4 protein-coding genes and 1 pseudogene are annotated in these 14,069 nt (G+C 54.4%); 1 reads left to right on the forward strand and 4 read right to left on the reverse strand.

All coding sequences use genetic code 11. From position 1 onward, the window contains the following. Positions 1–22 precede the first annotated feature (22 nt). Positions 23–1,960, reverse strand: a complete 1,938-nt coding sequence (locus MKI83_RS15925; protein ID WP_241588265.1) for a class I SAM-dependent DNA methyltransferase — start codon at positions 1,958–1,960, stop codon at positions 23–25. Positions 1,961–2,485: 525 nt separating this feature from the next. Between MKI83_RS15925 and MKI83_RS17005 the strand changes: the two are divergent. Then, positions 2,486–2,640: pseudogene (locus MKI83_RS17005) on the forward strand (IS3 family transposase); the annotation flags it as partial. Positions 2,641–2,870: 230 nt separating this feature from the next. Here the strand turns inward: MKI83_RS17005 and MKI83_RS15935 are convergent. The 3 genes from MKI83_RS15935 to MKI83_RS15945 all read right to left on the reverse strand — a co-directional run bounded on the left by MKI83_RS15935 (position 2,871) and on the right by MKI83_RS15945 (position 14,052). Continuing rightward, positions 2,871–11,810 (reverse strand): calcium-binding protein, encoded by an 8,940-nt coding sequence (locus MKI83_RS15935; RefSeq protein ID WP_272493077.1) that lies wholly within the window; start codon positions 11,808–11,810, stop codon positions 2,871–2,873. Positions 11,811–11,821: 11 nt separating this feature from the next. Then, positions 11,822–12,610, reverse strand: a complete 789-nt coding sequence (locus tag MKI83_RS15940) for a hypothetical protein (RefSeq protein WP_241588267.1) — start codon at positions 12,608–12,610, stop codon at positions 11,822–11,824. A 215-nt stretch (positions 12,611–12,825) separates the two neighbouring features. Next, positions 12,826–14,052, reverse strand: coding sequence for a glycosyltransferase family 4 protein (locus MKI83_RS15945; protein ID WP_241588268.1), 1,227 nt, complete (start codon positions 14,050–14,052; stop codon positions 12,826–12,828). Between the last annotated feature and the right edge of the window lie 17 nt (positions 14,053–14,069).

The following is a 14,069-nucleotide window of genomic DNA, read 5'->3' on the forward strand; positions in this document are numbered from 1 at the left end:
TACGGTTGCGGCTGTTTTGGTGTCAGACCTCATACCCCAGCCCTCCCAGCTTCTGCCGGATCAGCTGATCGAGTTCTGCGCCCTTGGCCATCTGTTCGCCAAGCTGGGCGGTGAGCTTTTGCATCTTCTCGGCAAAAGCTTCGTCGTCATCCTCCACCGCTTCGGCACCGACATAGCGGCCCGGCGTCAGCACATGGCCATGCTCGGCAATTTCCGCGAGGGTGACGCTGCGGCAGAAGCCAGGGATGTCTTGGTATTCGGGCAGTGGTTGCCTACCCTCACCCCGGCCCTCTCCCTCCAAGGGAGAGGGGGCGTCCATTGGCTCACCACGCCACGCCGCCACGGTGCTGGCGATGCGCTCGATATCGGCATCGGTCAACTCGATCTGCACGCGGCTAACGCTGGTGCCTAGCTTGCGCGCATCGATAAACAGCACCTGGCCGCTGCGGTCGATACCCGTACTACCCTCACCCCCGGCCCCTCTCCCGAGGGGAGAGGGGTGGGTTTTGTCTTTGGCGAGGAACCACAGGCAGGCAGGAATCTGGGTGTTGAAGAACAGCTGGCCGGGCAGAGCAACCATCACTTCCACCACGTCGGCCTCGACCATGGCTTTGCGGATATCGCCTTCGCTGTTCTGGCTGGAACTCATGGAGCCGTTGGCCAGCACGATGCCGGCACGGCCATTGGGCTTTAAGTGGTAGAGCATATGTTGCAGCCAGGCGTAGTTGGCGTTGCCTTGCGGCGGGGTGCCATACACCCAGCGCGGGTCTCCTTCCAGGCTGCCGTGCCACCAGTCGCTGATATTGAACGGCGGGTTGGCCAGCACGAAGTCGGCACGCAGATCGCTGTGCTGGTTGCGGATAAAGGTATCCGCCGGTTCGCGCCCTAAGTTGAAGTCGATGCCACGAATGGCCAAGTTCATCGCCGCCAAACGCCAGGTGGTGGGGTTGGATTCCTGGCCATAGATGGACACATCGCCCAACTTGCCGCCGTGGGCCTCGATAAACTTTTCGCTCTGCACAAACATGCCGCCGGAGCCGCAGCAGGGGTCGTACACCTTACCGTGGTGCGGGTTGAGCACCGCCACCAGGGTTTTCACGATGCTGGCCGGGGTATAGAACTGCCCGCCCTTCTTGCCTTCGGCACTGGCGAACTGGCCGAGAAAGTATTCGTACACTTGGCCGAGCAAGTCGCGGGCCTTACCCACGTCATCGCCAAAGCCAATGGTAGAGATCAGGTCCACCAGCTCGCCGAGCTTGCCGTCCGGCAGCTGCGCGCGGGCATAGCGCTTGTCGAGGATGTTCTTTAGCCGAGGGTTTTCTGCCTCAATCGCCGCCAAGGCCTCGTCGATGCGCTTGCCGATATCCACCTGCTTGGCGGCGGCGCGGATCGACTCCCAGCGCGCCACTTCCGGCACCCAGAACACGTTCACTTCGCGATAGTAGTCGCGGTCTTCCAGTTCGGCGTTGAGCGCTTCTGGGTCACTGCCGTCAAGGGCGTGAGCGCCCAGGTAGTAATCGTCGTTCTCATCGGTGAGCTTGCGCGCAAGCTCCACGCGGCGGCCGGCGAAGCTGTCGGAAATGTACTTGAGGAAGATCAGCCCCAGCACGATGTGCTTGTACTCGGCGGCGTCCATATTGGCGCGCAGCTTGTCGGCGGTGGCCCAGAGGGTTTTCTGCATGGCGTCGATGCCGGTGGCCACACTGCTGGTGGCTTTGCCAGCCTTGGCGGCCGGTTTAGCCGCCGCTGCCTCGCCGGGTAATACGCGCCGCACCGCACCGCCACGGCCCCGGCCTTTTTTGAGCAGGCCTTGCGCTAACAGGGCTTCACGGGCGCTTTCAAAGTCGGCCTCGCTAAGGCCGGGCTGGCTGCTTTGCAAGGCATTGAACAAGGCTTGGTTGCCCATGCTGCTGCCATCTTCGGGCAGCGCTGCTAACAGCGCTTGCGACACATCATTCATCAACAATATCTCCACGCGCCTGTAGCGCCGCTACAGGCTTTGGCTAAAGAGTGCTGGCAAGGAGTCTGGTTGGGATTGGCTAGCAAGACGCGCCTTGCGGCGCTGCGGTCTGGTGGGCCATCCCTGGGATATTGCGACCTGCCATTTTGCGATGGCCGTCACCTTATCCATTGCAGGAGTGCGGGTAAAGCCACACGTTGTTGCTTTGTATTGTCGGCACTAGGCCAGACAAGCCGCGCAGTAGACAGCGTTATGGCCGTTTTACTCCCCACACACTGCCTTAGGCAAAACAGATAGCAGCAAGATATGTCACCTAAGTCGACGCATCTAGTATGTTGATTTGAACAGGTAAACTTTTGGTGTAGATAGGCTGTACTGCGTGTTGCTGCCCTACTTCTCTGCGCTTGTATCCGCCAGTTTCTCTAGCCCTCGCCAGACCACATGAAACACAAACTGTCGCTCGATGAGCTGCTCGATCTACAAGCCCCGTATATCTATGTGGTGCGCTGCTGCCAATCGCAGCCGATGTTTCACTCCGACCAAGGCAGCCATTCACCAGCACCTAGTTCCGGCAAATTCTGTGGCGATACCGGAACAAAAAATGCGTGAGCCGACGCGGCAACTGCGGAGAAAACGCGCCCACGGGGCTATTTTTTAGAAGTCTAAAAACAGAGTGGATAATGAGCGCGGCTACGCCAGTAAGGAGCAGGCTGAAGCCCATGTGCTGCGCCATCTAACAAGCAATTCAGCCACCAACGACCACACAGTTACAACGGGTACCGAGCGCCAATGTCGGCAGTATCACTGTATGGATAAGACACTAAACCAGTGTCCATTTTTTGTTGACCACAACAGTCTCTGGCAATAAAAAGCCTCCTAGCCATGCAGCTAGGAGGCTTCATTTCCCAGCTTATGCCTGCCAGTTGGCCGCAATCACCGCATTGATTTGATCACGCTGTGTCTGCGAGAGAGTCACCTCACCCGCCGCCGGGGCCCCGAAAGCGGCCATAGCATTGACCAGTGCATCAACCTTATTGGCTACTAGCGAAGAGCTTGCTGTAGTGATGGCGTCCAGTTGTTGGCCGCTGTTGGCGTACCAATCCTGTACCGTCACGCTATCAGCGGCGCCAAGCACATCAATAACCAGGCTGTCTCCTTGTCGCGAGAACCATAAGCTCTCTCGGGCGATGCCTTCGAAACTCAAGACATCATTATCAGCCGCTCGGTTAGACAGATTATTGATCGTGTCTTGGCCGTCTCCAGCAGCAAAGCGGTAGGTGTCATTACCATCGCCACCCAGCAGGTAGTCGTTGCCTTGATTACCGCGCAGCGTGTCATCACCCGCCCCACCATCAAGCCAATCGGCATCCGATGAGCCGAGGATGTTCTGGTTGCCTGCCAGCCCCGCCAACGAGGTACCAAAGCTCCGCTCATCAGGCAGATTTTGATAGTTGGGCGAACCTACGCTGTCGGGGTTAGTCAGCCCGAAGGCGGCAAAAATTTGCGCGGCTGACAGCTGCCCACCTGTACTGAAGCTGATGACGTCAACCACATGATCGCCCCCTAAGAACCAATTCTTAAGGGTGACTTTGTCTGTGCCACCACTAACATTCAGGACCAGATCGTTACCACTTTTCATCAAGCCGCTGCCGACCTGATTAAAACTGATGCCGTCAAAACGTAAGGTGTCGAAGCCACCTCCCGTGTTGTCGATAACATCTTGTCCGCTTCCCGCGCTGAACACATAAGTGTCGTCACCGCGGCCACCCAACAAGGTGTCATTACCCAAGCCACCTATGAGGGTATCGTTACCATTACCCCCTTCAAGGCGGTCATTACCTTGCTGGCCGTCGAGCACATCGTTGCCATTAAAGCCCTGCAGCAAGTCACGCTGAGCGGTGCCATTAAGCGCTGCATCATTGCCGGCGCCGCCCTGCACAGTGCTGTCAAAAGCCGCCACCGGCGCGGGCACGCTTAACCCAAAGGCGCTGAAGATTTGCGCAGCCGTTAATTGGCCGCCTGTCTCAAACGTAAAGGTTTCAACCAGATTGTCACCGCCTAAGAAAAAGTCTTTCAGGGTGACTTGGTTTGCCGTGCTGCCGTTTACCTTCAAAATCAGATCATTGCCTGATTTTGAGAGACCGGAACCGACTTGGTTAAACGTGATACCTGCGGCGAAACGAAGCGTATCTGCGGCCCCGCCTGTCTCTTGAATCACATCCTGGCCGCCTGTGTAGACATAGGTGTCGTCACCTACACCACCAAGCAACACATCATTGCCGGCAGCACCTGCGAGCGTGTCATTGCCCGCACCACCGAGTAACACATCATTACCAGCTGTACCTACGAGGTTATCGGCCCCGCCCAATCCAGCCGTTGGCGGCTGCTCACCACCAGTGGATCCACCTGAGTTACCGCCAGTGTTACCGCCATTATCGCCACCTGACGAACCACCGCCGGTTTGTCCACCATCGGTAGAGGGCAGCGCAGTCAACAGCCCTGCGATCTGGCTAGTGGTCAGGTAACTGCCGCCATCAGGTTGCACATAGTCCAGCGCAAAATCGCCGCCCTGGAAATGCTTCAACACCTTAACCTGCTGGTCTAAGTCACCATCGACCAGAATGATCAAATCATCACCATCACGATGGAAGCTCAGTCGCGAACGTGCAATGCCGATGAAAAATGCCCCATCGAAGCCACCACCAGTGTTATCGATGACATCGAGACCACCGTTGGCGCGGTAATAATACTTATCATCCCCCGCCTCCCCGGTGAGCATGTCGTTGCCATCCTCGCCATCGAGCACGTCATTTCCAGCGCCACCCAGCAGCGTGTCATTACCGGAGCCAGACTGCCCACCATTACCACCGGACAGGTAATCATTACCGTCACCGCCCTCAAGCTGGTCATCGCCTGACATGCCAAACAGCGTGTCATTACCGGCTAGGCCGCGCACCATGTCACGCCCTTGCCCGCCAGCTAATTGTTCGCCTGCGGTAGTGCCTTCAACCAAGGTATCAAACCCACCCGGCACTGAGCCTGCTGCAATAATTTGCGCGATACGCGCAGCATTGATCATGAAGCTGCCATCAGGTTGCACATAGCTAATCGCCTTATCACCGCCGGCAAAATGTGCCTTGATGCGAACGGACTGGGCTGGATCGTCATCAACACTGATCAGTAAGTCATTACCATCGCGACTAAAAGACAAACGATCCTCAGTGATGCCGGTGCTGAAGAACACACCGTCATACCCACCACCGGTGTTATCGATAACATCGGTGCCACCGCCTAAGGCGTACACATACTTGTCATCGCCACTGCCACCGAACAACAAGTCGTCACCGACACCGCCCATCAGCTGGTCATTGCCGTCGCCCCCATAAAGGGTGTCGTTACCGGCTTCACCGTCCAAGTAGTCGTTGCCCACCTCACCATAGAGCACATCCGCGCCGGCCCGGCCCCAAGCTTTATCGTCACCAGCCCCTAAGCGCATGGTGTCGTTAAGTTCGCGATAGCCGATGAAACTATCGACACCCTCTGTGCCCTGCCGCACCACACGAGACTCGACCTCGGCTTGGGTCAGCTGGCTGCCATCAGCAAAAACAAACTGCTCAAGCTTGAAGTGATCCGAGGGCTCTTTAAACCAGTTCTGCACTGTAATGGAATCAGTGCCGTTGGCGTGCTCGATGTGCATGTCCAAGCCACGACGATAGAAACTCAGATCGCTGGCAGCAATGCCTGCACCGAAGTTCAAAGTATCAGCCGTCGGTTCAATATTGCTGTAAGCCTGATCGGCACGCCGCTCAATCAACAGGTCATGGCCATCACCCAAATTGAAGAGATAGGTATCTTCACCGAACGAGCCGTAGAGAGTGTCGTTACCAGCACCACCCTCGATGGTATTGCTGCCTTGATCCCAAGCGTTGCTATAAGCCTCAATCAGGTCATCACCGGCACCGCCGCGTAAGGTATCGAAGCCTTCACCTTTAAGCGTGTCGTTACCATCCCCACCCAGCAGTTGACCGCTACCCTCCAGCAAGTCATTACCGCTACCACCATCAAGCAGCCCCATGCCTACAAGGTGGTCAGCGCCATCATCGCCAAAGAGCTGATCATCGCCCCCACCGCCGTTGAGCACGTCATTGCCCTCACCACCGTGGAGGGTGTCATCGCCCCAATCGCCATTGAGAACATCATCGCCGCTCTCGCCAAACAGCGTGTCGTTACCATCACCGCCATTCAGGGTGTCGTTGCCAGCTTGGCCATGCACCTCATCGTCGCCATCAAAGCCATGCACAACGTCATCGCCCTCACCGGCGTGAATTACATCGCTATCGGCATATCCAAAGATCTCATCGGCCACTGAGGTGCCAGCCAATGCCATCTGCTTGATTTGCTCATAATTCCAGCGTGTACCATCAGCAAATTGGATAAATTCGATAGGCGTTACCCCTTGAGTACCCGCCAAGTTGGAGAACTGCCCGGTAACACGTACCTCATCACCGCTTTCAGCACGACGAACAAGCAAATCCAACCCATCGCGACGTAACACGAGGTCAGAGGGCAGGCTATCGCTGAAACGTAACGTGTCCGTGCCAGCACTGTCGGAGACACGATCAACGTCATCCCCACGGGCGAACCAATAAGTATCGTCGCCTTCGCCCCCCTCTAACTGATCGTCACCTTTACCGCCAGTCAGATTATCGTTGCCAGCGCCGCTTTTTACTGTGTCATTTCCTGAGCCGGCATCAATGGTGTCGTCGTCAAAAAAGCCAAAGATCGTGTCTGCAACGTCAGTTCCTGCAAGGGCCATGTTCTTAATGGCTTCAAAATCCCAGATAACACCACCGTCGAACTCAAACCGGTCAACATGCAACTCTCCGAGACTACCTGCTACATCTTTAAACTGATTAATAACCCGCAACGTATCAGCGCTACCTGCTCGCAGAACAACTAGATCATCTCCGTCGCGACGTAACAGTAACTCCTCAGGCTGTACGCCACTAAATCGAACGGTGTCATGACCAACGCCATCAGCGATTTGATCAGCGCCCCAGCCAGGCGAAAGCCAATAGGTGTCGTTACCCCAACCACCAAATAGCTGATCGTTACCGCTGCCACCATCAATGATGTCGTCACCTGCACCTACAATCTTGTCTACGACATCATTCCCTGAGTCGCCGTAGAGACGATCATTACCGGAACCACCCTCAATCAAATCACTGCCAGCCCCCCCATAAATAGTGTCGTCGCCGTCTAAGGTACGAATGACATCATCACCTGAGAAACCCCAGATCAAATCATTCAATACGGAGCCTTCCAGAGTTAACAACTTCAATTGCGCAGGATTGAGCACATACGCGCCAATTCCAGAATCCAAGCGAATGCCACTATAAGGCAGCTCACTATTGAAGAAGTTCTTCAGGGTGAGCTGATCACTCAAGCTATCCAAAAAAGAAATCTGAAGATTTCTTCCTGCACGGCGAAACACGAGGGTATCGAGGGAAAGATCAGACACATAAATAGTTATTTCATCACTTTCGTAAGCATCGCTAATAACATCCTGACCATCACCTTTAGCGAAAAAGTAACTATTTTTCCCATTGCCACCATCCAGAACGTCATTACCCTTACCGCCAGCGATAGAGTCATCACCTGCACCGCCAATGAGGATGTCATCCCCATCTCCACCCTGCAGCACATCTCGACCTGCACCGGCATCTATATAGTCATTGCCGGTACCGCCAATCAGGGTGTCGTCACCACCTCCTGCTTCCAACCGGTCATCCCCTGCACCACCGCTCAGAGCATCGTTGCCATCACCACCGAGCAACACATCATTGCCGGCATCACCAAATAGCTGATCGTCCCCTACACCACCATCTAACGTGTCGTTACCCTCGCCGCCTAAGATGACATCGTTCCCTCCATTACCGAGAATGACATCATTACCCCCCAGGCCAGACAACGTATCATTAGAAGCATAGCCCTTAATGGTGTCGTTACCCTCACTAGCCTTAATCACCATCGGCTTGATATCAGCAATCGTCCAAATGGTGCCATCCTCAAACTCCATCTGATCAACTGCCGTACCACTTGCAGCATCACCTTGGAAGTAATTCGTTAGCTTTAGACTACTGGTTGCTGAGGTTTTAACCAGCAAGTCATCATTAACTCGGGATACAGTGACCTGACTGCGGTCAATATCCTGACCAAACACTATACGATCAACTTTATTGCCCGATTCAGCAGCGTTATCAATGACATCGTGACCATGACCGGCGTTAATCTGGTAGGTATCACTGCCACGACCACCAATGAGGCGATCATCACCGCCGCCGCCCACAAGAGTATCGTTACCGTCATCACCAATCAGTACATCATTGCCTTCACCACCCGACAAGAAGTCATTCCCGCCGAGGCCATGAACGCTATCATTACCCGCCAGTGCCTCAATAGAGTCCCCTTGTGACGTACCAAAAACCAAGTCATCACCACTCGTAATTGACGAGGCTGTTAAAATATTCAATATTTGTTGCTGATCAAGACTACTACCATCAGCAAAGCGAATTTTCTCGATAGCCCCATATGTAACTGAACCATCGAAATCGAAGAAATTATCAATGCGAAGTGAGCCCGCATCACTGCCGTCTATATTTTTTACCGCAATCCAAACAGTAGTCACATTGCGTGTAAATTCTAGATCAGCTTGTGAAATGCCGTGGCCAAATACAATCTGATCAAAACCACCTTGATCAAGAATGCTGTCATCACCATGCCCTCTAGCGAAATGATAACTGTCGCCGCCGACCTGACCATACAGCCGATCATTACCTTCCAGCCCATAAAAAATAGTGCCCGCATTAATGCCATTTAGCGTGTCGCTGTGAACCGTACCGAGCTTGGTTGAATAATCGAAGAAGGGTGCCAAATTGACATCGGAAGCGGCAATCGCCTGGAACGCTGCATCTCGCTCCGCTCGATAACGGGGGGAGTACGTGCCCAGGTCGTATAACACCTTGACCACTTCAGCAATTCGCTCTGCCTGACCAGCCTCAAAAAGCGCGTCAAGCTTGCCTTCCAACGCATCCCAGTTCACCACAATGCGCTGGGCATCCGAGCCGAAGTGCGAGCGAATGATATCTAACTCGCTGGCGTATTCAGTCTGAGCCAAAATTTGCGCGGCGGTGAAGCGTTTAAACTCTAGATACTCTGCAATAAGGATTGGTGCAGCCTGACCATGCGGGTTAGGGTCACGCTCCCCCCAGCACCAAGTACCCATATAAGGCCGGCCAACTAGATTCTCCAAAGTTACCAGTTGACGTGCATCCATCACATGGCCATAAACCTTCTTAGGATCACGACTGTACGGATCAACATCAGCTGCACCAGCCCAGCGATAAATCAAATTATCGAGCAGAGCATCGCGTGCGGCGGCACTATCGGCGGCAACAAACTGGTTCAATAGATCTTTTAGCCCAGCGTCCAGCACCATTGCTTGGTGTAGATCGTGTACCTTACCGAAACCCTTTGCGTTAGCCATAACAACGACATCTGGTGTCAGCTCAATTGCACCACTGTTCACCCGGCGGGCACCATCGACCTTAAACCACACATCCGCCGCAGTGGAGGCATTCCCATTGCTAAGCATGATCGAAGCAACCTGGCGATGTTGATGACCGTGGGTATCAACATGCGTCGAGTTGTCGTAATCGGTATTGATCGACACCACTCCGGCATTGGCAAGACTCTGTAATTCGCCAGCATCACTAACGCCATTACCATTTAGGTCGCGCCACACTTGCAGCGCAGCATACGAGGCATCCTGAGCATCGATCTTGCCATCGCCATTGTCGTCATACTCGGCCAGCGCCTGAAAGCCATTGGCGGCTTTTTGACCACTCTTTAGCAACGTGTGGTTACCGAACAGCTCACCACCACTACTAACCAAACCATCATTATTAAGGTCATGCACCAGCAAACCATCATCCGGACTGACCCAGCCAGAACGCTCACTCAACCCATCACCATCAAGATCGAAATAACTGGAGCCTAACTCCATGGTCTCCACCCCATCACCATCGAGATCCAGAACGATGGGGGAAGTGCGACTTTCGGCATCTCCAGTTTCTGGGGATTCATCTTTCTCCTCATCATCAGGCTCTGTTTCTAGATGAATCCCGAGGTCACCATTTGTAAACTGATTGATACTCAAGCCACCATTGACGACCAGGGTCGTGCCGTTCAGCACGTAAAGATTGCCGCCGCCTTTGTATTCGTTTTCCGGGTCGGATTCCTTGCGTTTGCCGCCGGTCAAGACCTGGTTTCCAAGAAAAACCTGCCCTCTGCCAGCATTGTCATCCTCGATCACGTCATGCTTGTCGGCGAAGTAGGTGTCAAAGTCCATGCCACCGCGCATCATGTCCCTGCCGTCTCCCCCGACGAGAATGTCGTTGCCAACGCCACCAGTGATCAGGTCGTTTCCGGCTCCACCATCGATGTAGTCGAGGCCCCCATCCCCCCAAATGGTATCGTTTCCTTCCCTAGCAAAGATGTTGTCATCGCCATCGCCGCCATAGATCGTATCGTCGCCGACGTTGCCGTAAATTAGGTCGCTGCCCCCCTCGCCTCGCAGAAGATTGTTGCCGGCATTGCCATGCATCTCGTTGTCAAGTCTATTTCCAGTACCATTGATGTCGTCACTGCCAGTGAGCTCGAGGTTTTCGACGTTGTCTGCAAGCGTGTGAGTGACGCTCGACTTGACCAGATCGGTGCCTCCATTGGCCCCCTCGACAACGGTGTCGTCTTCGTCGTCTACAATGTAGATATCGTCACCCGCCCCCCCCTCCATAAGGTCGGCCCCACTACGCCCATCCAACTGGTCGTTTCCATCGCCACCGAAGAGTTCGTCGTTCGAATAACTCGTACCGTAAAGCGTGTCGTTCCCTTTGCCAGCGATGACCGCTGCGCCTTTGTAGGGATCGATTTCGGTGAAATTCAACATCGCCGTGGGGTCGATAACCCCATTGTTATTCACGTCGCGACCGTCGTAGATGACGTAGCGCCCTTCGGGGTCCTCGTAGGTAATGATGTCATTAGCCACCAGACGCCCGATGACCCCGGCAAACAACCCGGTAAAGTAGGGCAGACTTGTAGTCAGGGTGGCCTTATTGGCAAGCTCCGCCGCATCGGCCAAGCTACTCTTCACATCCAGTTCGTACCAGTCCTCGCCCACAAGCGCCAGCTTCTGTGAAACCGCGCCGGTAAATACGATTGGAACCTGCCTACCGATGCCAGAAGGATCAATCTGGTCCTTGGTGAGGTAGTTGGTGAACTTCGCGAGAAACCCGCCACCTTCATAGTCGAAGTTGTCATTTTTCGGCTCGACACAGATGTCCACGATTTCCCGGGAGCCGTCTTCGTTGACGTAGAACAGCGCGTCATTGTTGATCTGGTACTCGCCAGAACCAAATATGTAGGCCCGTTCGGCATAGTCGCTATCAAGAACGCCCTGGTAGTACCCGCTCACCGCAAGCACGCCATCATCCGGGCTCTTGCCATAAGCCTTGAGTAACTGGTCTCGGGTGTAGACACCAGCGGCAAGCTTCTGGCCAGCTCCCAGGTAGGCATCGTCGTGTCCCCCCAAGAAGTTCCGTACATATCTGAAGCGCTCAACGCCGACGAAACGTCCGGCTCCTGCGGTCATGAACTCGTTCATGTCCACCTGGATGGCAGTCCCAGCCACTCCCGCTGGACGAATTAGGGCAGCGTCCTTCAAATTAGAAGGGGGAACATCCGTATCGAAGAGATAGCGTGAAACGATCTGTTCTATCGTGGGTAAAGTCATGGTCTATTTCCTTAAAGTCCAGTCCACTTGATGGTTTGTGTTCCAAGTCCGTTTTCACTGTCCTGCGTCAGTATTTCCCCGCAGTTGGATACCGTGGCCGTACGGGTATGCGTCGCAATTCCTTTGGCCATGGTCGTCAGCGTCTCCAAATAGGCCGCCCGATTGCCGGCCAGTACTTGCTCGCGCGTGCGCCCATAAGGCGTGCTGTCGCAACAGGCGATGTCGACGAAGCTGTAGGTAACGCGGTAGTAGGTGTTGCCAAATCCAAAGAAACGCTCGTAGAGGCTCGGCTGGCCGAACTCCCGCACCACATCTACCTTCTCTCTAGGCACGATGTGCCGACTATCGGTGAAGGTGGCGGTACCATCGACGGCGGCACGGTAATTCACCAGCACGAAGGGCTCCCGCACACGCCTCGTATCGAAATTGGGTCGCCTAGGGGCCACGACTTCGATGTCGAAGTTCTCTTCGAAAGTCTTCCTGTTGCCCAGCATCTCCCCCATCAGGACATTGAAATCAAGCATGGGCGGGTTGTGGATGATCCCGACCCGGCGCTCCTGTGTACGGAACACATCGTCATGGCGTTGGCTGCTCGCAGCACTGAGGGCGATCATGTTGCGCAAGAACGCCTGTCGATGTTCCTCTGGGCTCAGAACACGGTTCTCGGCGATGCAAAGCCTCGAGTCGTTCTGAGTGATGCGGTAAGCCACATACGCGAATGCCGCTAGTGCTGGGATTACGGCTAGGGCACCGATCAGGGTAAATAGGCAAAAGCGTCCCGACTTGCTGGATTGACGCATAGATACTGTTCCTTAATAAACCATGGGGGCAGGTACTCATCCGGCACCTTTACGAGTAGGAGCAAGGGCCATAAATAAATCAAAGAAAAAGGGGCAAATTGATTTTATTGAAATGCAATAATAGTTCTCCATTTGTTCATTACACAGATAGCAAAACTGAATTAGGCACTAAATACCAAGTTCACTCCAAGCCTGCCCCAGCCCAAGCATGTTATTCATAACATGCTTGACTTAGTTATAACCTCAGTAAACCCAAGGCATTTCATGTAAAGCGCATTACCCATAGGAAACGCGTACCGCTTTATTTCACTGCGGGACGGCTGGCGAAATGCACTAAAGCGCTGCGATGAATTAACAGCCTTCACCGCAAGCTCGACAATCTGCTGCGGCTGAAAAAAGCCCACCAAAAAGCCATTGCTCCCATCTTTAATCACTTCTCTGACCGGCGCAGTATCCGAACCAACAATCAAGCACCCGCTCGCCATCGCCTCCAATAGCGACCACGACAATACAAACGGATAAGTCAGATATACATGTACCGCCGACACCTGCAGCACTTTGCGATAGGTGTCGTAGGGCACTTTGCCAAGAAAATGCACTCGCTCAAGATCGACGGGGTTCTCACGCAGCAACTTGACCCGCCAGTTAGGCGCATCCTTAGGTTTACTGCCATAACTCACACCGTCACCTCCAACGATCACCACCTGGCAGGTTGGGTGTTCTTTAAGCACCTGCGGTAGTGCTCGCATGAAAGTGTGGAAACCCCGATAGGGCTCTAGATTGCGCGCCACGTAGGTAATGATCGGTTCGCCAGCCTTGAGCACTCGTCCGTTAGGGAGTGTCAGCGTGGCCTGCGGATCGGGGCCGAGACGGTCAGTATCGATGCCTTCATGAATAATTTGGATTTTGTCGCGATAGGCCGCTGGGTGCAGGCTGTGTTGCCAATGTGTAGGGGTAATCCCTACATCGCAGTTCTCAAGGTTCAGAAGATGCAGTGCGTTCGCACTTCTAATGCGTGCGTAATCATCTATCGTCGGCGGAAACTCAGGGTCAAAGCCTAGGTCGGCCCCGTTGGCGTGATAGTAATACTCGCAGAAGTGAATCAGCCGGGTGTTGGGGAAGGCGTCTTTGGCGTAGAGCGTTTCGCCCCAGCCGGGATGTGCGACGATGACATCCGGCTGGTAGCCCTTGGCTTTAAGGTCCAGCAACAGTCGTAGCACTTGCTGACCATGCAATACGGCATCTTCAAAGCTGCGTACATACGGGTGCGTTTTTGCACTAACACTACGATGCGGTTTATAGCGCAGCAGCTCAACACCAGGCAGGCCCGGCGAAGTATCTCGGCCAATGGCGAGCACGTTGTACTCCGGGTGTGCGGCCAAATGCGCAGCGATATGACGAAACTGCCCCGGAAAATTCTGGTGTATGAATAGCACCTTCATGTGCAACCGCCCCTCCC

It is taken from the genome of Atopomonas sediminilitoris, assembly GCF_022601735.1.
In the GTDB taxonomy this organism is placed as follows: Bacteria; Pseudomonadota; Gammaproteobacteria; order Pseudomonadales; family Pseudomonadaceae; genus Atopomonas; species Atopomonas sediminilitoris.